The organism is Hespellia stercorisuis DSM 15480, assembly GCF_900142165.1.
GTDB classification, from domain to species: Bacteria; Bacillota; Clostridia; order Lachnospirales; family Lachnospiraceae; genus Hespellia; species Hespellia stercorisuis.
The window spans coordinates 16,926-40,859 of the sequence record NZ_FQZY01000007.1 but is presented as its reverse complement, the minus strand read 5'-3'; the positions used below and the strand labels follow the sequence as shown (position 1 = coordinate 40,859).

Here is a 23,934-nt window from a genome sequence, read left to right as displayed (position 1 = left end):
TACTTGCACGAGGAGGAATGGGTATGCCGGGAACTACAGAGTATAAACTATTGAATGAAAATCTTGAAATCGTGGACGGCCATGCGGTCAAGGCACCGGAGGACTATCAGGATCCGAAGCAGCTTTATGACGCACTGGTTGCGCGTGTAAGAAAGTATCACCCATCCGCCGATATCTCCATGCTGGACAAGGCATACAAAATCGCATCCGAGGCGCACGCGGAGCAGAAGAGAAAATCCGGCGAGCCTTATATTATCCATCCGCTCTGGGTCGGAATCATTCTGGCAGATCTGGAGATGGATAAGGAGACCATTGTGGCGGGGATGCTGCACGATGCAGTGGAGGACACCACGATGACTCTGGATGAGATCACGCAGGAATTTGGAGGCGAGGTCGCGCTTTTGGTAGACGGGGTGACCAAGCTGGGGCAGCTGTCCTATTCCGCCGATAAACTGGAAGTTCAGGCGGAGAATCTGCGCAAGATGTTTCTGGCCATGGCGAAGGACATCCGTGTCATTATCATCAAGCTGGCAGACCGCCTTCACAATATGCGGACGCTGGAGTTCATGCGGCCGGAGAAGCAAAAAGAAAAAGCAAAGGAGACCATGGACATCTATGCGCCACTGGCACAGCGTCTTGGTATTTCCAAAATCAAAATAGAACTGGATGATCTGGCACTGAAGTATCTGCAGCCGGAGATTTACAATCAGCTGGTAAAGGATCTGAATGAGCGGAAGACCCAGCGGGAAGAGTTCGTACAGCAGATTGTGGCAGAGGTCTCAAAGCACATCACGAATGCACACATCAAGGGCAAGGTGTATGGCCGCGTGAAGCATTTTTTCAGTATATATAAGAAGATGGTGAATCAGGATAAGACGGTGGATCAGATCTATGATCTGTTCGCAGTCAGAATCATCGTGGATTCGGTGAAGGACTGCTATGCCGCGCTGGGACTGATCCATGAGATGTACACACCGATTCCGGGACGCTTCAAGGATTACATTGCCATGCCGAAGCCAAACATGTACCAGTCGCTTCACACGACACTGATGGGGCCGTCCGGTCAGCCGTTTGAGATTCAGATTCGGACGGAGGAGATGCACAAGACTGCAGAGTATGGTATCGCTGCACATTGGAAGTACAAGGAGAGCGGAGACGGAAGTAAGAATGTCAAGACCCAGGAGGAAGAGAAACTCAGCTGGCTGCGTCAGATTCTGGAGTGGCAGAAGGATATGTCTGACAACCGGGAGTTCCTGAGTCTGCTGAAGGGTGATCTGGATTTGTTCGCCGAAGATGTATACTGTTTTACTCCGAACGGGGATGTCAAGAATCTGCCGAACGGATCCACACCGATCGACTTTGCGTATTCCATTCACAGCGCGGTCGGCAACAAGATGGTAGGTGCCCGGGTCAACGGCAAGCTGGTCAACATCGACTATAAGATTCAGAACGGGGACCGAATCGAGGTCATGACCTCGCAGAACTCAAGAGGGCCGAGCCGAGACTGGCTGAATATCGTCAAGAGCACACAGGCGAAGAATAAGATCAATCAGTGGTTCAAGAAAGAGTTTAAAGAAGAGAACATTGTGCGGGGCAAAGAGATGATCACTGCATACTGCAGGGCGAAGTCGATCAATGTCACGAATATTGTTAAACCGAAATACATGCAGATCGTGCAGGAAAAATATGGCTTTAAGGACTGGGATTCCGTGCTGGCGGCAATCGGACACGGCGGCCTGAAGGAAGGCCAGATCGTCAATCGTCTGGTGGAGGAATACGAGAAGGAACACAAGAAGGAAATCACCAACGAGCAGATTCTCGAGAAGGTATCAGAGGCCGGGAACCAGAAGGTCCATGTCTCCAAATCGAAGACCGGAATTGTTGTGAAGGGAATCGATGATATTGCGGTCAGATTCTCCAAGTGCTGTAATCCGGTGCCGGGAGATGAGATTGTGGGATTTGTCACAAGAGGACGTGGCATGTCGATCCACAGAACCGACTGTGTCAATATGATGCATCTGTCCGATGGGGAGCGATCCAGACTGATTGATGCAGAGTGGGAGAGCACGGAAGAGGAGGCGGACGGCGGACAGTATCTGGCAGAACTCAAGATGTTCGCGGAGGATCGCCAGGGACTGCTCATGGAGATCACGAAGATCTTCACGGAGGAAAAGAGCGATGTGAAGTCGCTGAATGTCCGTACGAATAAAAGAGGAACTGCCACCATCGACATGGGATTCGTGGTGCGCGGAAGAGCAGAACTCGGAAGAGTGATGGAAAAATTAAGACAGTTAGAAGGCGTAATAGACATAGAAAGGACAGCAGGGTAAGAGTGATGTTTAAGATTGAGAAGTTTGTGATTGGACCGATTGGAACAAATTGTTATGTGGCTGGAAATCAGGATACGAAGGAGTGCTTTATCGTGGACCCGGCTGTGTTTTCTGAGGATGTGATGGAATACATTGAAAAAGAGGGGCTGACTCTGAAGGCGGTTCTGCTGACACATGGACATGGGGATCATATCGGTGGAATTGAGGAGCTGGTAAAAAGATATGGGATTCCGGTATATGCCCACGAGGAAGAAAAGGAATTGCTCGGGGATGCCAAATTGAATATGTCTCCGAGTTTTGGCCCGGCAGTTGAATTTACGGATGCAGTGTATGTAAAGGATATGGAATGTCTTGATATCGCAGGATTTCACATTCAGGTACTCTACACTCCGGGACATACTGCGGGCGGCTGCAGTTACTATCTGGAAAAAGAGGGCGTGGTTTTCAGCGGTGACACCTTGTTCTGGGGATCTGTCGGACGATCTGATTTCCCGACGGGCAACACGGAAGACCTGATTCGTTCCATCAAGGAAAAACTGATGGCGCTTCCCGACGATACGATCGTCCATGCGGGGCACAGAAGTGAGACTACCATCGGATATGAGAGAGAACGGAATCCTTTTATCAAATAACAGGACGAACCGGAAAAGTGCCGGTCGGGGAGCAGTATGATTCGAATAGAGTGCAGAGATGCGTTATATGCCTATGACATCTATCATATAACAAAAGCGTTTTTTCCAAACGAAGAGATAGAACAACAGGTTGACGAGAAGCAAGAACAGGAAGTGTCGGTGACACTGGAAAATGGTTCTTGCTTTTCCATTGCGCCGGACGGTGTCGCCGGATTTTCTGAGAAAAAAGAGAGAAAGCACTGGGTCAACAAACAATTATACAATTTTTGCAGGCAGGAGCAGGGGCATCCGCTGGCGTGGGGGATCCTGACGGGTATCCGTCCGACCAAGATGATCATGAGCCGCCTGGAATCCGGTGCGGGAGAACGGGATGCGCTGGAGTGGATGACGGAAGAATATCTGGTGACGGGGGAGAAAGCGGAACTTGCGCTTGCCATTGCGAAAAGGGAGAAGGCGCTTTTGGATCGGCTGGATTACCGGGAGGGATACAGCTTATATATAGGGATTCCTTTTTGCCCGACGATCTGCTCGTATTGTTCTTTCAGTTCTTCCCCGTTGGAAGAGTGGGAGGATCGGGTGGACGGATATCTGGATGCGCTGTGTCGGGAGCTGAGTTTTGTCGGAACAGTTTCCGCAGAGCGAAAGCTGAATACGATCTACATCGGCGGCGGGACACCGACCACACTGAATCCGCAGCAGCTGGAACGTCTTTTGTCACATCTGGAGCAGACATTTTCCTACGAGAATCTGATCGAATTTACCGTGGAGGCGGGACGCCCGGACAGCATCACGAGAGAAAAGCTTGAGGTGCTTAAAAGCCATCCGGTTACCAGAATTTCCATCAACCCGCAGTCTATGCAGCAGAAGACGCTGGATGCGATTGGACGGCGGCACACGGTGCAGGAGATCTATGATGCATATGAGGCGGCGAGAGAGCTGGGGTTTGACAACATCAATATGGATCTGATCGCAGGTCTTCCGGGGGAAGAGGTGTGTGATATGCGTGACACACTGGAGCAGATTGTCCATATGCAGCCGGACAGCCTGACTGTGCATTCGCTGGCCATTAAGCGGGCGGCCAGGATGGGGCAGGAGAAGACGAAGATCCGCGAGGCGAAGAGGCTGGAGGAGATGGTTGATCTCGCTTCGGACTACGCGAAGCGGCTGGAGCTGGTGCCCTATTACCTGTACCGGCAGAAAAATATTGCAGGAAATTTTGAAAATGTTGGTTATGCAAAGGTTGACAAAGCGGGAATTTACAATATACTGATTATGGAGGAAAAACAATCGATCATCGCGTGCGGGGCAGGAGCGTCTACAAAGATCGTGCTGTCGGAGAAGATAGAGCTGGAGAGCCGTGGAAAACTGCGGACTACCAACATTATCCGCATTGAGAATGTAAAAGACATTGAAGAGTACATCACTCGGATCGATGAAATGATAGAACGAAAAGGAGAATGGTTATGGCATTAAAGAAGAAACCGGTTACGGGTATGAAGGACATGCTCCCAAGGGAGATGGAGGTCAGGGACTATGTGATCGGACTGATCAAGGAGACATATAAGGACTTCGGGTTCTCGTCCATGGAGACGCCCTGCGTGGAGCACATTGAGAATCTGTGCAGCAAATCAGGCGGGGATAATGAGAAGCTGATATTCAAGATTTTAAAGCGCGGCGAGAAGCTGAAGCTTGATACAGCGGAGACAGAAATGGATCTGATCGATGGAGGACTGCGTTATGATCTGACTGTGCCGCTGTGCCGTTATTACTCCAACAATGCGAACGAACTGCCTTCTCCGTTCAAGGCTCTGCAGATGGGCAATGTGTGGAGAGCGGACAGACCGCAGCGCGGCCGTTTCCGTCAGTTTATGCAGTGCGATATTGATATTTTGGGAGAGCCGGGTAATCTGGCGGAGATCGAGCTGATTCTTGCGACGACGACTCTGCTTGGAAAACTGGACTTCAGGAATTTTACGATCCGGATCAATGACCGGAAGATCCTCAAAGCAATGGCGGCGTACAGCGGTTTTGCGGAAAGTGATTACGACAATGTATTTATCATTCTGGACAAGATGGACAAGATCGGTCTGGACGGCGTTGCTGCGGAGATGGAAGAGAGCGGCTATGCGAAGGATGCCGTCGAAAAGTATCTGAATCTGTTCAAGGAGATCACCAACGACGTTGCGGGAGTCCGCTTCTGCAAAGAGAAGCTGGAAGGTTTTCTGGACGCGGAGACGGCAGACGGACTGGAATTGATCATCTCCAGCGTGGAGAGCGCAAAGGAGGCAGAATTTAAGATGTCCTTTGATCCTACGCTTGTGCGCGGAATGTCCTATTATACAGGAACTATTTTCGAGATATCCATGGATGAATTTGGCGGTTCTGTAGGCGGCGGTGGCCGTTATGATGAGATGATCGGCAAATTTACGGGTCAGAATACCCCGGCAGTCGGATTCTCCATCGGGTTTGAGCGAATTGTCATGCTGCTTTTGGAGCGAGGCTATGAGCTTCCGACAACCAAGCCGAAGAAGGCATTTTTGATCGAGAAGAAGATGCCGGCAGAGGGCATGCTCAAAGTGCTGGATCTGGCGAAGAAAGAACGCGCTGCAGGCCGGCAGGTCATGATCGTCAACATGAAGAAAAATAAAAAGTTCCAGAAGGAACAGCTGGCGGAGCAGGGCTACACGGATGTGACGGACTGCTATGCAGATTCGATCGACCAGCTGTAGAGTGAATAAGGATCATGAATTTGAACTTTAATTCATGATATAAATAAGTAAGAAGGAAAGAGGATAATAAAATGGCAGAATCAATGCAGGGATTAAAAAGAACCCATAGATGCGGAGAATTGTCCATGAAAAATGTCGGTGAGACTGTCACCGTGATGGGCTGGGTACAAAAAAACCGCAACAAGGGAGGCATCGTATTTGTGGATCTGCGGGACAGAGCGGGTCTGCTCCAGATCGTGTTCGAGGACGAGGAAGAACTGATGGCGAAAGCCGCAAAGCTTCGTTCGGAATTTGTAGTGGCAGTGGTTGGAACGGTAGTGGCACGTTCCGGTGCAGTAAATAAAAATATGGCGACAGGGGAGATCGAAGTGCGCGCCAGTGAGCTTCGCATCCTGTCGGAATCAGAGACGCCTCCGTTCCCAATCGAGGAAAATTCCAAGACAAAAGAGGAGCTGCGCTTAAAATACCGTTTTCTGGATCTGAGAAGACCGGATCTCCAGAGAAACCTGATGATGAGAAGCCGTGTGGCGACTCTGACACGTGCATTCCTTGCAGAGGAAGGCTTTCTTGAGATCGAGACGCCGACCATGATCAAGTCTACCCCGGAAGGCGCCAGAGATTACCTGATCCCAAGCCGTGTGAATCCGGGTACATTTTATGCGCTCCCACAGTCACCACAGCTGCTGAAACAGCTTCTGATGTGTTCCGGCTATGACCGCTACTTCCAACTGGCGCGCTGCTACAGAGACGAGGATCTGCGCGCAGACCGTCAGCCGGAATTTACACAGATCGATATGGAACTGTCCTTTGTGGATGTGGACGACGTGATTGACGTGAACGAGAGACTTCTGGCGAAGCTGTTCAAGGAAGTACTGGACGTGGAGGTCTCCCTCCCGATTCCGAGAATGACCTGGCAGGAGGCCATGGACCGTTTTGGCTCAGACAAGCCGGACACCCGCTTTGGCATGGAATTAAAGGACGTCACAGATGTCGTGAAGGACTGCGAATTTGTTGTCTTTAAGGGAGCCATTGAAAACGGCGGCAGCGTGCGCGGAATCAACGCCGGAGGGCAGGGCTCCATGCCGCGGAAAAAGATTGACAAGCTGGTGGATTTTGCGAAGGATTTTGGTGCAAAAGGTCTGGCGTACATTGCGATTCATGAAGACGGAACCGTCAAATCTTCTTTTGGAAAATTCATGAAAGAGGAGGAGATGACCGCGCTCATCGAAGCGATGGACGGACAGAATGGAGACCTGCTTCTCTTTGCTGCGGACAAAAATAAAGTGGTCTGGGACGTGCTGGGCAACCTGCGTCTGGAGATCGCAAGACAGTTGGAGCTGTTGGACAAAAATGAGTACAAGTTCCTGTGGGTAACCGAATTTCCGCTGATGGAATGGAGCGATGAGCAGGGACGTTATCTTGCCATGCATCATCCGTTTACCATGCCGATGGACGAGGACATTCCGATGCTCGACACGGATCTTGGAAAAGTGCGTGCAAAAGCATACGATATCGTGCTGAACGGGACGGAGATCGGCGGCGGAAGTGTCCGTATCTTCAACAATGAGATTCAGTCCAAGATGCTGGAACTGTTAGGATTTACGCCAGAACAGGCAGAGGAGCAGTTCGGGTTCCTTCTGCGTGCATTCCGGTATGGAGTACCGCCGCATGCCGGACTGGCATACGGTCTGGACCGCCTGGTAATGCTGATGGCAAAACAGGACAGTATCCGTGACGTGATCGCTTTCCCGAAGATCAAGGATGCATCAGACTTGATGACCGAGGCTCCAGCAGCAGTGGATACAAAGCAGCTGGAGGAGCTTGGAATTGAGATTTCAAAGCCGGCCGAAGAGGAATAGAAAAAAAGAAAAATAGGAATAGAAAAAAAGAAAAATAGATATTGACAATATGATGTTCTTGCTGTATAGTAGTTATTGTTCTGGTAAAACAGACATGCAGGAACATCATATATGCGACAGTGGCTCAGCTGGTAGAGTACGACCTTGCCAAGGTCGGGGTCGCGGGTTCGAACCCCGTCTGTCGCTCTGAAAATTATTGTAGGAAGGGATTTCGGAAGGTCATTCATTTACAGTGACCGCCGAATCCATTCTATCATGAATACTGAGATAAGTATCTAAGTTGATTAGATATTTATCTCAGTTTTTTTGTTCGGTTTTTTTTGTTTCTCGATTTGTCAGCAGAGGGAGCAATCTGCGAATATCCGCTTTGACTGTGTGGAATTATTAAAAGCAAAAAAACAAGACCTTTTTCGGAAAAACTATTGAGCATCCTTTGAATTTACGCTATACTGATTAAGTAATTAGTAACTACACTTGAAAGGCGATTAAACATGGGCGTATCAGAGCAGCACGAGCGAAGAAAACTTGAAATTATGGAACAGTGCTTTGACTGTTATTGTGAGAACGGTATAGCATCAACAGGGCTGAAGGCACTTGCAAAGGCTTGTGGTATGACGACCGGCAATATGTACGTGTACTTTGACAGCATCGACGATTTAATTATTCAGTCCACCGCCTATTGTATGGCAAAGGTGGAGGACGAATTTATGGCACTGTCCCCCAAAGACCCGGCGGATATTAAACGCTTTGTGGAGGAAGTGCCCTACTGGACAGCAAAAAAGCACGGCAAAAAATACCGCTTTATGTATCAGGTGTACACCTCTCCCAAATATCTGGAATACGGCAAAGAATTTTTCAAGGGTGTGGAGCAGAGATACACAGAGTATGCAAAGCAGCTGGAGCGTCGTTTGGGTATTCCGTGGCAGGTCATTCAGCCGATGATTTTTACCTTTGTGCGTGCCAGCGTACACTATGCGCTGTTTGAGGACGAAGGTTACTTAAAGCCCCAGATGGATATGCTGTGGCAGATGTGTAGTATGCTCAAGGAAAAATATCTCGATGAAAAATCGGAACCTGCAAATCAATCATCTTGTCAGGAGGAAACGCAATGAAAAAGAGAATTTTATCGTTACTCTTAGTGGTGGCAATGGTGCTTGGTATCGTGCCATTTAGCAGTGTGGTGGCAAATGCCGAAGATACCACAACCAAAAACATTGAACTTGGAACAAGCGGCGTAGCGGACAAGGATTTCGTGTACTTTGGAAACTACAACAGCGAAGATATCAAGTGGAAAGTGCTTGACGCAGACGCAGATAATACAGGTGCAGCACAAGGTATGTTCCTGCTGTCTGAATATCTGCTCGAACAAAGCCATAAGCAGTTTGATAACAACTCGAATGTATGGCAAGGCAGTATTGCACAGGCGTGGTGCAAAACATTTGCAGACAGCAGTGCATTTACGAGTGCCGAAAAAGAAGCACTTAAAAGTGTAAACAAAACAGATGAGACAACAAACCAATATAGTATTTCTTGGGGAACGAGTTCTCTTGTAGATGAGAAGGTGTTCTATTTATCAGCAGAAGAAGCAGCAAACTACATAGGAGCAAATGATGGAGATGAGGGACTTGCAACAACGACAAGCGGCGGAGCCGCTGGCGGGTGGTGGCTGCGGTCGCCCTACAACTATGATACTAGCTATGCGGGCTTCGTGTACGAGGTCGGCTATGTCGATTCTTACATTGTAGCTTACACCTACCCGGGTGTGCGTCCCGCTTTTAACTTAAATCTGGAATCTGTTCTCTTCTCATCTGCCGCCGAAGGCGGCAAATCAAGCGGCACCGTCGGTGCCGCCGCGTTAAATTCTGTTTCTGAGTATACATCGAATACTGCAAGAGCATGGAAAGTGACCCTGCTGGATTCAAATCGTAGCTTTACTGCACAGGCAGCAGAGGGTACAACCGCAAGTGCGGCGACTGGTTATAGTAACTGGTCAGTTAATGTAACATATAATAATGCCGCAACAGGTTCAAACGAATATGTATCGACTATGCTGTGTGATGCAAGTGGCAACGTGCTTTACTACGGAAATATTGCACAGAATAGCGCAAGTGGAACACAGACTGTGAATATCCCGACAGGTCTTGGCGCAGGCAATTACACATTGAAAGTTTTCTCCGAGCAATTAAACGGAGATAACAAGACAGATTATGCAAGTGCGATGCAGGACATTGCACTTGAGGTCACTTTATCAAAGCTAGCCACACCAAGTGCAACATTTACCGCAACAAGTGAAAATGGCGGTACACTTGGCGGTGTCACAACCAATATGCAGTACAGCGTAGATGGCGGTGCTAACTGGATTGATGTAACAGATGCTACAATGAATATTGCAGATGTTACCGCTGCAAATGGCGTACAGATTTATGACAGAGGAGATGGAGTGGCAACCTCCGATTCCGATGTACAGACGATAACTGTTACACAGGCAGCACAGCCAACTGGACTTTCAAAAACGGATTGCTCCACGGCTGCAAATAACAACGGAAAAATCAGTGGTGTGAACAATACGATGGAATACCGAGTATCTGGCTCTGCGGATGCATGGATGGCGATTACTGGAACTACGATTACAGGACTTTCCAACCAAAGCTATGACATTCGTGTTAAAGCAAGCGGTACAACTCTTGCATCTGACGTACAGAGCATAGCCATTAGTGCCTATGTAGCTCCGCCTGCACCAAAAGCAGCGGATTACGCAGATGTAGATAAGGCAATCAGTGAAATTCCTGCCGACCTTTCCATTTATACCGATGCAAGTGTGCAAGCGTTGAATGATGCAAAAGTCGCTGTTGACAGAAATAAAACTGAGGCAGAGCAGTCCATTGTTGACGGATATGCGACAGCCATTCGAGATGCGATCAAGGCTCTGAGATATAAAGATGCGGATTACAGCAAGGTAGATACTGCTATTGGCAAAATACCTGCTGACCTTTCCATTTACACCGACGCAAGCGTAAAAGCATTGAACGATGCTAAAAATGCAGTAGTAAGAGGAAAGAATATCACGGAGCAGACCACTGTTGATGCTTATGCTACAGCCATTCAAAAAGCCATTGACGGGCTTGTGAAGAAAACTGGTGCTACAGCCAAAGGCAACAATAATAATGCAACCTCTGCTCAGACCGGAGATAACAGTAATATGTTTTTGTGGTTGGCGATATTGATGCTTTCCGCAGGTGGGATTGTAATTGGCGGGATTACCCAGAAAACTCGTAAAAAGAATTCAAAACAATAATTAAATCAAGAAAATAAATTTTCTGAAGCAAGGGCAAACAGGCGGATAATTCCGATGTTTGCCCTTTTGCTGTGTATGCCAAGCATGGCACTAATCTAGTATAAGCGACATGAAATAACCTTATGTTTCACTTGCCTAAATTTCCATCGACTGCGTTGTCGTCAATCGACGTAGCCACCGCTACGCCTCATTCCTTCGTCTTGCAGACTGAAAATTTATTCTGCTATATCCTCATATATCTTCTAACACTCCTCTAACACCGAAAAATAAACACTCCTCTAACACTCCTCTAACACCGAAAAAACACTCCTCTAACACCGAAAAAAACACTCCTCTAACACCGAAAAAAAGGTTGACAATTTGTAAATGATACGATATAGTAGTTATTGTTCTGGTAAAACAGACATGCAAAACATCATATATGCGACAGTGGCTCAGCTGGTAGAGTACGACCTTGCCAAGGTCGGGGTCGCGGGTTCGAACCCCGTCTGTCGCTCTAAAAAGAAGTCTTTTAAAGACTTCTTTTTTTGTGCAGACAATGAGCCGGACGAAATCATGCTTGCATGAATTTCACCCGGCGAATGTCCATCATCGAGCAACGTAAGTTGTGAGATGGTGGACTTGCACAGAATCGGGCAGAGGAGCTGCGCGATTGCAGACAATGAGCCGGACGAAATCATATCGACATAGCAGAAAAACACCGGAAATGGTGTTAAATAATAAACTATGATGGAAACTGAATTTGACGTGTGCTATAATAAAACGCGATACGTTAATGAGATACAGTGTAAAAGAAGTGTTGGATCTCATCCTGGTACAAGTGGTAGAAAGGATTAATAGCATGGAGAATAAAACAAATACAATTAAAATGGCACTGCTGGGGCTGGGGACAGTCGGAGGCGGAGTTTATAAACTGATTCAGCGCCGTTCGGATGGAATGGAAAAAAATGTAGGTGCAAACCTCGAAATCACAAAAATTCTGGTTCATAATATGGAGAAGAAAAGAGAAGGCGTGGATGCGTCGCTCCTCACAGATCAGTGGAAGGATATCATCGAGGACGATGAGATACAGATCGTCATTGAACTGATGGGCGGGATCGAACCGGCGAAGACCATGATTCTGGAAGCACTCCATGCGGGAAAGCACGTGGTGAGTGCCAACAAGGATCTGATCGCAGCGCATGGGAAAGAACTGCTGGACGCTGCGGAGGAAGGAAACTGTGATTTTCTGTTTGAGGCGGCTGTGGCAGGTGGGATTCCGATTATCCGCCCGCTGAAACAGTGTCTGGCCGGAAATGAAATCACAGAAGTAATCGGAATTGTAAACGGCACCACAAACTACATTCTGACGAAGATGTTCGAAGATCATATGGATTTTGCAGAAGCACTGGCGAAGGCGACGGAGCTTGGATACGCGGAGGCGGATCCGACAGCCGATATCGAGGGTCTGGATGCCGGACGTAAGGTGGCAATCATGGCATCAATCGCATTTCATTCCCGTGTGGTGTTCTCGGATGTCTACACGGAGGGAATCACGAAAATTACTTCCAGAGACATTGAGTATGCGAAGGAGTTTGACAGTGTGATCAAGCTTCTTGGCGTGGCGCGCAATACGGAGAAGGGGATCGAGGCAGGTGTATACCCGATGCTGTTGCATAAGGATCATCCGCTGGCTTCGGTGCGGGATTCGTTCAACGCAGTCTTTGTTCATGGAGATGCAGTGGATGACGCCATGTTCTATGGCCGCGGAGCCGGAGAATTTCCGACGGCGAGCGCGGTTGTGGGAGACATCATGGATGTGGCGAGAAATCTGAAGTATCAGTGCAACGGACGCATAAGCTGCACCTGTTACAGGGACACACCGATCAAATCCTTTGACGATGTGAAGAACAAATTCTTCCTCCGCATGCAGGTAGCCAATGAGCCGGGGGTACTGGCATGTATTGCCAAGGTGTTTGGTGATCACAAGGTGAGTATCGCGAGAGTGGTACAGAAAAATGCGACAAAGGAGCAGGCGGAACTTGTAATCGTAACCGACGTAGTGAAAGAATACCACCTCAAAGATGCACTGAATGAACTGCAGAGTATCGAGAGCATCAAGGAAGTCAGCAGCGTGATCAGAGAATATTAAAAAAAGTTTTATTTTGGAAGATAGAATGGATTGACAAGGTGCGTGAAAATGCTTACTATATATAAGTATAGCACGCTATATAACCGTACAAGAAATTACGAGGAATCGGCATAGCAGATTCCTCGTAATTGTTTATCGTCTGCCTGAAAGCAAAAGGGGAAAGTGACTATGGAGAAAAGGAAGCAGTCAATTGGCTTCACGGTAAAAGCAATCAACAATGTGTTTGAAAAAGAGCTTACAGGACAACTGAAAACACTTGGGATCACTTCCTCACAGTGTGCGGTGCTTGATTTTTTGTTTCAGACCAACAAAGAAGAAGTGAACCAGAGAGATGTGGAGCGTCATCTGAATCTCAAAAACCCGACGGTGACGGGGCTCCTGAAGCGTCTGGATGAGAAGGGATTTATCCTCTGCGTTCCCAATGCGACGGACAAGCGCAGGAAGAACATATATCTGACGGAGAAGGCGTATGATATCCAGCGGCGGATGGAGACAGACCGCAGGAAGACAGAGAGAATGCTGACGATTGGAATGACCAAAAAAGAGGTCGATGCGTTAAAGAAGGGGCTTGAAAAGGTGTTGTACAACATTTCAGAGCCATAGAATATCAGAAAACTCAGGGCGTCAGAAAGATGCCGGGGAATAGAAGCTGAGAATTGCGGGAGGAATGTGATTTGAGTTATGCGGACAAAGTATTTATAGAGATGTGTCAAGATATCATTGACAACGGAACAAGCACAGAGGGCGAGAAGGTACGTCCGGTGTGGGAGGATGGAACTTCTGCATATACGGTCAAGAAGTTCTGCGTGGTGAACCGGTATGATCTGTCAAAGGAATTTCCGGCACTGACACTTCGCAGAACAGGAATTAAAAGCTGTGTGGATGAACTGCTGTGGATCTGGCAGAAGAAATCTAACAATATTCACGATCTGAACAGCCATATCTGGGACAGCTGGGCGGATGAAGAGGGCTCCATCGGCAAAGCCTACGGATACCAGATGAGCGTGAAGCATGCATACAAAGAGGGCATGATGGATCAGGTTGACCGGGTGATTTATGATCTGAAGAACAATCCGTACAGCAGACGAATCATGACGAACATCTATGTACATCAGGATCTTCATGAAATGAACCTGTATCCCTGTGCCTACAGTATGACATTTAATGTGACAAAAAGCGGAGATGATGATAAACTGACTCTAAATGGAATTTTGAACCAGCGCTCACAGGATGTGCTCGCGGCGAACAACTGGAATGTATGTCAGTATGCCGTCCTGCTGCACATGCTTGCACAGGTGTGTGACATGAGGGTGGGAGAGTTTGTGCATGTGATTGCAGATGCACATATTTATGACAGACATATTCCTCTGATCAGGGAACTGATATCAAGAGAGCCGCTTCCGGCGCCGACATTCTGGCTGAATCCGGAAATCAGAGATTTTTATGACTTTACGACGGACGATATCCGTCTGGAGCATTACGAGACACATCCGCAGATCAAGAATATTCCGATAGCGGTTTAGTATATACTATTCAAAAAGGAGCACAAAAGAATGAATTTAATCGTAGCAGTGGATAAAAATTGGGGAATCGGCAAAAATAATAAACTGTTGGCCAGCATTCCTTCGGATATGAAGTTTTTTCGGGAGACGACCACTGGAAAAGTGATCGTGATGGGACGAAAGACCCTGGAATCCTTTCCGGGGGGACAGCCATTGAAAAACCGAGTCAATATTGTTCTGACAAGGGATAAAAAGTACACGGTGAAGGGGGCAGAGGTTTTTCACTCGGCGGAGGATGTGCTTGAGGCTCTGAAGCAGTATGCCACAGAAGATATCTACGTCATCGGCGGCGAGAGCGTATACAGACAGTTTCTTCCGCACTGCAGTCTGGCACACGTGACCAAAATCGATCATGCCTACGAGGCAGATACGTATTTCCCGAATCTGGATGAGATGCCGGACTGGGAGCTGACAGGAATCAGTGAGGAACAGACATGCTTTAATCTGGAATTTGTGTTTGCAAGATATGAGAGAAAGGGGCAGTAATATGAGTGTACTGGGGCAATACGAACCGAGGGAAGCACTGCATTATTTTGAGGAAATATGCGGGATTCCCCATGGCTCTGGAAATGTAAAACAGATCAGTGATTATCTGATGAAGTTTGCGAAAGAACACGGGCTCGAAGCATATCAGGATGAGCTGTACAATGTGATTATGATCAAGGAGGCGACGTCTGGATTCGAGGATGTCGAACCGATCATTCTCCAGGGACATATGGATATGGTCTGTGAGAAGACACTGGATTCGACGATTGATTTTGAAAAAGACGGACTGGATCTGCACACAGACGGAGAATGGATCTGGGCAGACAAGACTACACTGGGAGGCGATGACGGAATTGCGGTGGCATATGCAATGGCAATTCTTGCATCGGATTCAATCGAACATCCGAGACTGGAGGCGGTCTTTACGGTGGACGAAGAGATCGGACTTCTCGGTGCGGAGGCGGTTGATCTGTCCATGTTAAAAGGCAGAAAGATGATTAACATCGATTCTGAGGAGGAAGGAATCATTCTGACAAGCTGTGCTGGGGGTCTGAGACTGCAGGGAACCATACCGGTCTCCTGTGAGACCTATACAGGTCAAAGTTACAAAATTGCATTGACCGGCATGCTGGGGGGACATTCCGGATGTGAAATCCAGAATGAACACGCCAATTCCAACCAGATGATGGGACGCGTTCTCTATGAGATCAGCAGGAAGGTTCCGGTGAGAATTGCAGTGATGGCCGGCGGCAGCAAGGACAATGCAATTCCGAGACATACGGAGGCGACGGTGCTGGTGGAGGAAAAAGACAAAGATATATTCGCGAAGGCTCTGAAGGAGCAATCGGAAATCCTTGGAAAAGAATACAGCTCCAGTGATCCGGACATCAAGGCGACGCTGGAGGAGCAGGGAGAAAAGACGGTGAATGTGCTGACAAACCTATCCCAGGACATGGTACTCAATGCACTGATGAATCTGCCGAACGGCGTGCAGGCATGGAGTATGGATGTGAAGGGGCTGGTCGAGACCTCCCTGAATCTGGGAATCATGAATTTGGACGGGCAGAAGCTGTTCGTCTGCTATGCAATTCGAAGCTCCATAGAGACGGCGAAAAAGTACCTGACGGACAGGACTGCAGCAATGATCGAATCCATGGGCGGCAGCTGTGAAACAAGCGGGGACTATCCCGGCTGGGAGTACCGGAAGGACTCGGAGCTCAGGGATACCTTTGTGAAAGTGTACACGGAGATGTTTGGAGCGGCACCACAGGTGCAGGCGATTCACGCAGGCCTGGAGTGCGGGCTTCTGTCGGATAAGATCGAGAATCTGGATGCTGTATCCATCGGGCCGGATATGATGGATGTTCACACATATACAGAACGACTGAATATCCCATCTACGAAGCGGACATGGGATCTGCTGGTGAAAGTGATCGGGACAAAGTAAAACTATTTGAAGGAAGAGGCTGGCGGGTTTGCCATTCATCTTGTTCAAAGCAAATAGGAGGTTGGAGAATGAGAAATATATCTGGAAATAAACTTTTGGTAAAGGCACTGCGCGAGGAGGGAGTTGACACACTGTTCGGCTACCCGGGTGCGTGTACGATTGATATCAGTGACGAATTATATAAACAGGATTTTACGAGAGTAATTCTGCCGAGGCATGAGCAGGCTCTGGTACATGAGGCAGATGCCTATGCCAGATCCACCGGAAAAGTCGGCGTATGTCTCGTGACGAGCGGACCGGGGGCAACAAATCTGGTGACCGGGCTCGCCACAGCAAACAGCGACAGTGTACCGCTGGTCTGCTTTACAGGTCAGGTATCCCGCCATCTGATCGGAAACGATGCGTTTCAGGAGGTAGATATCGTCGGGATTACCCGCAATATCACAAAGTATGGTGTGACGGTGAGAAATCGTGAGGATCTTGGGCGCATCATCAAAGAAGCGTTCTACATTGCGCGGACAGGAAAACCGGGACCGGTTCTGATCGATCTTCCAAAAGATGTGATGGCAGAGCTGGGAAGTGCAGAGTACCCGGCAACGGTGAATATCCGCGGATACAAGCCCAGCACGGGAGTTCATGTGGGACAGCTGAAGAGAGGAATCAAGATGCTGAACAAGGCAGAACGGCCCCTGTTTCTGATTGGCGGCGGCGTGAATATTGCACATGCAGGGGCGGATTTTACCAAACTGGCGGAGAAGACTAAGGTTCCGGTTATCACAACGATCATGGGGCGCGGAGCCATCCCGACAGAACATCCGCTCTTTGTGGGCAATGTGGGAATGCATGGGGCGTATGCATCCAATATGGCGGTGAGCGAATGTGATCTGCTGTTTTCAATCGGCACACGTTTCAATGACCGTATCACAGGAAAACTGCATGCGTTTGCACCGAATGCGAAGATCGTTCATATTGATATTGACACGGCTTCGATTTCTAAGAATATACAGGTAGATGTTCCAATCGTTGCGGACGCAAAGGAAGCAATTGACAGAATGCTGGAGTATGTGGAGGAGTGCGATACAAAGAAGTGGCTGGATGAGATCGGAGTATGGAAGGTCCAGCATCCGCTGAAGATGATCGACCGCGGTGCCATGGGACCACAGGATATTCTGGAAGTAATCAACAAAGAATTTGATGAGGCAATCGTCGTGACGGATGTAGGACAGCATCAGATGTTCACGACACAGTATATCGAACTGAATGAGAAGAAAAAGCTGCTGACGTCAGGTGGAATGGGGACTATGGGATATGGATTTCCAGGTGCGATCGGAGCAAAGATCGGCAATCCGGACACGCCGGTTATCGCGATTTCCGGTGACGGTGGAATGCAGATGAATATCCAGGAGTTTGCCACGGCGGTTCTGGAGGAACTTCCGGTAATTGCCTGTGTATTTAACAATACATATCTGGGAATGGTTCGCCAGTGGCAGAAACTCTTCTATGGAAAACGCTACGGAATGACCAATCTTCGTTCCGGTGCATTGTCAAGAAGAACGAACGGAGAAGAATATCCAAAGTACACACCGGACTATGTAAAACTGGCAGAAAGCTACGGGGCCAAGGGAATCCGCGTCACAACGATCGAGGAGATTGCACCAGCCTTTGAGGAGGCTAAGAAGAACACGAAGACTCCGACGCTGATCGAATTTATTATCGATCCGGAGGAGATGGTATATCCGATGATTCAGCCGGGAGGCACGTTGGAAGAGATGATACTGGATTGTTAGAGAGAGGAGATTGCCACAATGGACAGTAATTTGAAAAAAAGATGGATTTCACTTTATGTGGAGAACCAGGTAGGTGTTCTCTCAAAAATATCAGGGTTGTTTTCCGCGAAATCATACAACCTTGAAAGTCTGACAGTTGGAACGACCGAGGATCCGACTATTTCAAGAATGACGATTGCAACAGCCTGTGACGACGAGACATTCGAACAAATCAAAAAACAGCTGAATCGACTGGTAGAAGTGATTAAAGTAATAGATTTTACGGATATTTTTGTCAGGATGAAAGAGATTCTTTATGTAAAAGTAAAAAAATGTACGCAGGAAGATAAGAACGAAATCTTCCAGATTGCCGAGACATTCAAGGCAAAGGTGATTGATTATGGAAAAGACAGCCTTCTGCTCGAGTTTGTGCAGACAGCGACGAAAAACGACGCCGTAATCAAGCTTATGAAGGAAGAATTTAAAACCATTGAAGTGGTTCGCGGCGGAAGTGTCGGAATTGAATCTATCAGCATGATGGAAAGATAAGGCATGGAGCAGATGTATTAAAATTGGCGGCAGAACATCCGGTCTCATGTCAGGGATCAGGATGCTTTGCGGCCAATACTCTTTTACCCGTTAAAATAAAAACAGAGTGCACTCTTGATTTTTTTTAAGTATGGGACTATAATAGTTCATAAGTTAAATTTTGCAAATTGGAATGGAGGATTTACAATGGAGAAAAAACAGATTGACTGGTCGAATATCGGGTTTGGCTATATGCAGACGGAAAAAAGATACGTTTCTAATTTTAAGAATGGTGCATGGGATGATGGTGAACTTACATCGGATGCCAATATTGTCCTGAACGAGTGTGCAGGTGTTCTTCAGTATGCTCAGACAGTTTTTGAGGGGATGAAGGCTTATACGACGGAGGATGGAAGAACGGTCGTGTTCCGCCCGGACTTAAACGCCCAGAGAATGGTTGATTCTGCGAAGAGACTTGAGATGCCTCCATTTCCTGCGGAAAGATTTTTAGATGCTGTCAATCAGGTGGTGAAAGCAAATGAGGCGTATGTTCCGCCATATGGATCAGGCGCATCCCTTTACCTGCGTCCTTATATGTTTGGCAGCAATGCTGTAATTGGTGTAAAACCGGCGGATGAATATCAGTTCAGAGTGTTCGCGACTCCGGTTGGACCATACTTCAAGGGCGGCGCGAAGCCGCTTACAATCAAAGTGTCCGATTTTGACCGAGCTGCTCCGCATGGAACAGGACACATCAAGGCGGGTCTGAACTATGCCATGAGTCTTCATGCGATTGTAACAGCCCATGCAGAGGGATATGATGAGAATATGTATCTGGATGCGGCAACCAGAACCTTCGTGGAGGAGACAGGCGGGGCGAACTTCCTGTTCATCACGAAGGACAACAAGGTCGTAACACCAAAATCAGATTCAATCCTGCCGTCTATCACAAGACGTTCTCTGCTCTACGTTGCGGAACATTACCTGAATCTGGAAGTAGAAGAGCGGGAAGTACCATTTGAAGAGGTGAAAGAATTTGCAGAATGCGGCCTCTGTGGAACCGCAGCAGTCATCTCACCGGTGGGCAAGATTGTTGACCACGGAAAAGAAATCTGTTTCCCAAGCGGAATGGAGCAGATGGGACCGACAATCCAGAAGCTTTACGATACACTGACCGGAATCCAGATGGGATATATCGAAGCTCCGGAAGGCTGGGTAATGGAAGTGAAATAGGTTGCTATTGCCACAAAAGTGAGAGAGTTCCTTGACTATTTTCATCTGAATGGGTATAATGTGAGAGTTAGCTTTAGAAAAGATGAACGGATGATAGAAGATGAACTCAAGCAAAAAAGTGATTAAAATAGTAAAAAAAATATTATTCATAGCAGGAACAATTTTGGCAGCATTACTCTGTGTAATTGCTGCCTTGTTGCGTTGCAGTGTAGACTGGATGTTTGCAACCTGGTCTAATCTGACGATGGACGAGCTGGTCTATCATATGAACGCGCCACTGGATGGAACGAACGAGGGAATGGTCACGGATTATATCGGGAGCTGCGTGGCACCGGCAGTGGTTGTCCTGTTGATAGTAGTCATTTTATTTACAGCATTTAAAAATAAAAGAAAATTATATTACATAGTGATGGCAGTGGTGTCAGGTCTTTCACTTCTGGTAGGCGGGAGTGCGGTATATACTGCCTGGACTGGGCTGGATGTAGGGGATTATACAGAAAACAAAAGTACGTATTCTACATTTATTGATACGAATTATGTGAACCCAAATTCGGTGGAGTTAACGTTCCCGGAGCAGAGGCGCAATCTGATTTATATTTTTTTGGAGTCCATGGAAGTGACGTATACGGACAAGAAGAATGGCGGCGGGTTCAAAGAGGGGTGCATTCCTGAATTGACGAAGCTGGCCCAGGAAAATGAAGATTTTTCAGGCACAGACAAGGCTCTGAATGGCGGATATTCGATGCCGGGTACGACGTGGACGGTTGCCGCAATGTTTGCGCAGAGCTCGGGTCTTCCTTTGGATATTGCAATCGAATCCAATTCGATGGACACTCAGGATTCGTTTTTCCCGGAGGTGACCACGCTTGGCAATATTCTGGAGGATGAAGGATATACACAGGATCTCCTGATTGGTTCCGAAGCGGAATTTGGTGGGAGAAGCCTGCTGTATACCGATCATGGCGATTTTGATATATATGATTACACGTATGCGGAAGAAAATGGATGGATACCGGAAGGCTATAAAGTTTGGTGGGGATATGAGGATAAACGCCTGTTTGAGTTTGCGAAAGACCGCCTGAAGGATCTGTCTTCATCGGAGGAACCATTCAATCTTACGATGCTGACAGTGGATACGCATTTTGAAGATGGCTATTTGTGCGAGGACTGTCCGGATACCTACGGCGACAATCAATATGCGAACGTGATGGCCTGCTCCAGCAAAAAAGTCGCAGAGTTTGTAGAGTGGATACAGAAACAGGATTTTTATGAGGATACAACGATTGTCATTTCCGGGGACCATCCGACAATGGATACGGATTTTTGTGATGATGTAGCGGATGACTATACAAGAAAGGTATACACAGCCTATATCAATCCAGCGACGGAGCCGGAAGCCACAAACGAGAGAAATTATACGACATTTGATGATTTTCCAACGACGTTGGCAAGTCTCGGGGTAGATATCGAAGGAAATCGTCTGGGGCTGGGAACGAATCTTTTTTCGTCAGAACAGACTTTGTCTGAAAGATACGGTATTGAGACTGAGGCGATGGAATTGTCCAGAAATTCAAAAATGATGGAGAATCTGGCAGACATAAACACAGACGTTCCAGAACTGCTTGCCAGAGAGGGAAAAGTACCTGCCGGAGTGGTAACTGCAGGCGAATATGATGTGGAGAATGGATTGCTGCCGATTGTAGTGAGTGACATCAGCAATGTGAATTCGGGGATTGAATCAATTTTAGCAGCAGTGTGGACAGCGGAGGATCGAAGCGATCTGACCTGGATTCAGATGCAGTCGCAGGATGGAAACAGCTATGCCGGAAATGTGGCAGTAACAGATTTTGACTATAAAACGGGCGAATATCAGGTGGAAATTTATCTTGTGGATGGGAATGGAAATCAGTTTGATATTGGCGGAACGACAGGCGTTGTCCAATAATAGTTTTTGAGGGTCCGATTTACTGCTTTTAATAAATGTCAAGAAAAGAGGCGGAATTTTGAAACGTTCCTGAAGACCTGGTCTTCGGGGAAAATTCAAAATTCTGCCTCTTTATTATAATTGAAAAAGCTTTGTTGCAATTGTAAAATAGATGATGATGGAACAGGTATCCACCAGAGTCGTGATCAGCGGGGCCGCCATGATGGCCGGATCCAGACCGACTTTTTTGGCCAGCAATGGAAGGATGCAGCCAATCAGTTTTGCAATGATGATGGTGGCAACCAGTGAAAGTGCGATTACGAGTGCCATGTTCATATCGTGATACATAAAGAAGATACGCAATCCATTGGCAAGGGCAAGCACAACGCCGACAATCAGGGAGATCCGAAATTCCTTGAAGACCACACGGAAGAGGTCTTTAAAGTGGATCTCGTCCAGAGCGATTCCACGGATGACCAGCGTGGAACTCTGTGAGCCGCAGTTACCGCCGGTATCCATCAGCATAGGGATAAAGGATACGAGAAGCGGGAGTACCGCAAAGGCATCTTCATATTTGGTGATGATCTGGCCGGTTATGGTGGCGGAGAGCATCAGGATCAGAAGCCAGGGGATACGGTTTTTTGCGTGATTGAAAACGGAAGTTTCAAAGTATGGTTTTTCACTGGGATTCATAGCGGCCATTTTTGTGATATCCTCTGTTGCCTCCTCGACCATGACGTCCATGGCATCGTCGAAAGTTACGATACCGACCATGAGGTCTTCCGCGTCCAGAACAGGGAGCGCAATCAGATCGTACTTGCCGAACATTTTTGCAACTTCTTCCTGATCCGTATGTGTGTGAACTGCAATGATTTCTGTTTCCATCAGATCCTTGATCTGCACATTATCATCGGCTGTCATCAGATCCTTGGCAGTGACGATACCGATCAGCTTTCTCTTGTCGGTTACGTAGCAGGTATAGATCGTTTCCTTGTGGATACCGGTTTTTTTGATATGCGTCATGGACTCTGCAACGGTCATGTGCTGACGGAGCTCCACGTACTCGGTTGTCATGATGCTTCCGGCACTGTCATCCGGATAGTTGAGCAGTACATTGATCATATTTCGTTTCTGCTGTCCAACGCTCTCCAGAATGCGAACGACGAGATTAGCCGGAAGTTCTTCCAGAATATCTACGGTATCATCCATGTATAAATCGTCTAACAATTCTTTTAACTCTTTTTCTGTGAACATTTCTACGAGATAAGTCTGCATGGAATTGTTCATGTTGGCAAATACGTCCGCAGCTTCTTCTTTCGGAATTAAACGGAAAGCAAGAGCCAGTTCTTTATCCTCTAATTCTGCGAGCAGTGCGGCAGTGTCCACCGGATTCATTGCATTTAAAATAGTCCTTACGGCCTTGAAATGGCGGTCCCGTAAGAGCGTTACAAATAATTCTTTCTCCATAGTTACATCTCCAATCGTGTTGTATGTGTGTTAAGTCCTCCGAATGATAACTGGCGTCAGTGTCCACTTACCTCACCACCTTTCTTAGTTTGTGTTTATTATTGAAACGGGTATAGTCAAAACGGATATTTATAATAAACTTCGTTATATGCAAGGTTCCTTTCTGGTACAAATCATGAAAACGAAATACAAAAAAGTCCTCGCCAAAACTCAACAATGGCGAGGACTGAACATCCAATTCATAAAAAACTCTCTATGATTCCATCGTTTGAGCTTTAGTATCATAGGGCATATAAAATTGCATTAGGTGGTGCCTTATCTCGACAACGCCTGCTAACCAACTCGAAAGTGTCTCCACTTTTTTCGCGGCAGCAATCTCAGGAAATGAATCCTAATCCCTATGGTAACCTCACCTACCGAAGTTTTTATCCTTGTATATTGTAGTTCACATGCAGGGTGATGTCAAGAAAAAAACGAAGTTTTCCGTAACACCGTATGAACCATTTATGATAGTGTTCCGGTAGAGCACTGGTTCATCATAAATG

At 47.4% G+C, this 23,934-nt stretch carries 17 protein-coding genes, 2 tRNA genes and 1 riboswitch; of the genes, 18 read left to right on the top strand and 1 reads right to left on the bottom strand.

Translation table 11 applies throughout. The annotated features are described in order from the left end of the window. Positions 1 to 23 precede the first annotated feature (23 nt). From BUB85_RS01785 to BUB85_RS01700, 18 genes are all read left to right on the top strand, one after another. Positions 24 to 2,330: a RelA/SpoT family protein gene (locus BUB85_RS01785; protein WP_073104258.1), complete on the top strand. Its 2,307-nt coding sequence runs from the start codon at positions 24 to 26 to the stop codon at positions 2,328 to 2,330. 5 nt (positions 2,331 to 2,335) lie between these two features. After that, entirely contained in the window at positions 2,336 to 2,962 is a 627-nt protein-coding gene (locus BUB85_RS01780; protein WP_073104257.1) for an MBL fold metallo-hydrolase, read from the top strand. A 36-nt stretch (positions 2,963 to 2,998) separates the two neighbouring features. Next, on the top strand, positions 2,999 to 4,435 hold the full coding sequence (hemZ, locus tag BUB85_RS01775) for a coproporphyrinogen dehydrogenase HemZ (protein ID WP_073104256.1): 1,437 nt from the start codon (positions 2,999 to 3,001) through the stop codon (positions 4,433 to 4,435). Next, a complete protein-coding gene (gene hisS, locus BUB85_RS01770) occupies positions 4,426 to 5,691 on the top strand; it encodes a histidine--tRNA ligase (RefSeq protein WP_073104254.1) in 1,266 nt (421 codons plus the stop codon). The genes hemZ and hisS overlap by 10 nt, the downstream gene beginning before the upstream one ends. Before the next feature lie 71 nt (positions 5,692 to 5,762). Next, positions 5,763 to 7,550: an aspartate--tRNA ligase gene (gene aspS / locus BUB85_RS01765; protein WP_073104253.1), complete on the top strand. Its 1,788-nt coding sequence runs from the start codon at positions 5,763 to 5,765 to the stop codon at positions 7,548 to 7,550. 113 nt (positions 7,551 to 7,663) lie between these two features. Further along, positions 7,664 to 7,736, top strand: a tRNA-Gly gene (locus tag BUB85_RS01760). A 305-nt stretch (positions 7,737 to 8,041) separates the two neighbouring features. Continuing rightward, complete coding sequence (locus BUB85_RS01755) at positions 8,042 to 8,662, top strand: TetR/AcrR family transcriptional regulator (protein ID WP_073104251.1); 621 nt, start codon at positions 8,042 to 8,044, stop codon at positions 8,660 to 8,662. Then, the gene (locus BUB85_RS01750) at positions 8,659 to 10,845 is read left to right on the top strand and encodes a DUF6273 domain-containing protein (protein ID WP_073104248.1); all 2,187 of its coding nucleotides are present in this window, start codon (positions 8,659 to 8,661) and stop codon (positions 10,843 to 10,845) included. The genes BUB85_RS01755 and BUB85_RS01750 overlap by 4 nt, the downstream gene beginning before the upstream one ends. Before the next feature lie 423 nt (positions 10,846 to 11,268). Continuing rightward, a tRNA-Gly gene (locus tag BUB85_RS01745) sits at positions 11,269 to 11,341 on the top strand. Positions 11,342 to 11,686: 345 nt separating this feature from the next. After that, positions 11,687 to 12,976 carry a homoserine dehydrogenase gene (locus BUB85_RS01740; RefSeq protein WP_073104247.1) on the top strand — a complete coding sequence of 430 codons (1,290 nt, stop codon included), beginning with the start codon at positions 11,687 to 11,689 and terminating at the stop codon, positions 12,974 to 12,976. Positions 12,977 to 13,144: 168 nt separating this feature from the next. Continuing rightward, complete coding sequence (locus BUB85_RS01735) at positions 13,145 to 13,579, top strand: MarR family winged helix-turn-helix transcriptional regulator (RefSeq protein ID WP_073104245.1); 435 nt, start codon at positions 13,145 to 13,147, stop codon at positions 13,577 to 13,579. A gap of 71 nt (positions 13,580 to 13,650) precedes the next feature. Beyond that, positions 13,651 to 14,499 (top strand): thymidylate synthase, encoded by an 849-nt coding sequence (gene thyA / locus BUB85_RS01730; RefSeq protein ID WP_073104244.1) that lies wholly within the window; start codon positions 13,651 to 13,653, stop codon positions 14,497 to 14,499. 30 nt (positions 14,500 to 14,529) lie between these two features. Next, positions 14,530 to 15,024, top strand: coding sequence for a dihydrofolate reductase (locus tag BUB85_RS01725; protein ID WP_073104243.1), 495 nt, complete (start codon positions 14,530 to 14,532; stop codon positions 15,022 to 15,024). A gap of 1 nt (position 15,025) precedes the next feature. Then, entirely contained in the window at positions 15,026 to 16,471 is a 1,446-nt protein-coding gene (locus BUB85_RS01720; protein WP_073104241.1) for an aminoacyl-histidine dipeptidase, read from the top strand. Positions 16,472 to 16,539: 68 nt separating this feature from the next. Continuing rightward, positions 16,540 to 18,258 (top strand): biosynthetic-type acetolactate synthase large subunit, encoded by a 1,719-nt coding sequence (ilvB, locus tag BUB85_RS01715; RefSeq protein WP_073104239.1) that lies wholly within the window; start codon positions 16,540 to 16,542, stop codon positions 18,256 to 18,258. An 18-nt stretch (positions 18,259 to 18,276) separates the two neighbouring features. Next, positions 18,277 to 18,786, top strand: a complete 510-nt coding sequence (gene ilvN / locus BUB85_RS01710) for an acetolactate synthase small subunit (RefSeq protein WP_073104238.1) — start codon at positions 18,277 to 18,279, stop codon at positions 18,784 to 18,786. A 186-nt stretch (positions 18,787 to 18,972) separates the two neighbouring features. Then, a complete protein-coding gene (locus BUB85_RS01705; protein WP_073104237.1) occupies positions 18,973 to 19,998 on the top strand; it encodes a branched-chain amino acid aminotransferase in 1,026 nt (341 codons plus the stop codon). A 163-nt stretch (positions 19,999 to 20,161) separates the two neighbouring features. After that, the gene (locus BUB85_RS01700; RefSeq protein ID WP_330392203.1) at positions 20,162 to 21,943 is read left to right on the top strand and encodes a sulfatase-like hydrolase/transferase; all 1,782 of its coding nucleotides are present in this window, start codon (positions 20,162 to 20,164) and stop codon (positions 21,941 to 21,943) included. A gap of 114 nt (positions 21,944 to 22,057) precedes the next feature. Here the strand turns inward: BUB85_RS01700 and mgtE are convergent, their stop codons facing one another. After that, the gene (mgtE, locus tag BUB85_RS01695) at positions 22,058 to 23,389 is read right to left on the bottom strand and encodes a magnesium transporter (protein WP_073104233.1); all 1,332 of its coding nucleotides are present in this window, start codon (positions 23,387 to 23,389) and stop codon (positions 22,058 to 22,060) included. A gap of 253 nt (positions 23,390 to 23,642) precedes the next feature. Then, positions 23,643 to 23,817: riboswitch (M-box (ykoK) riboswitch) on the bottom strand. Positions 23,818 to 23,934 lie beyond the last annotated feature (117 nt).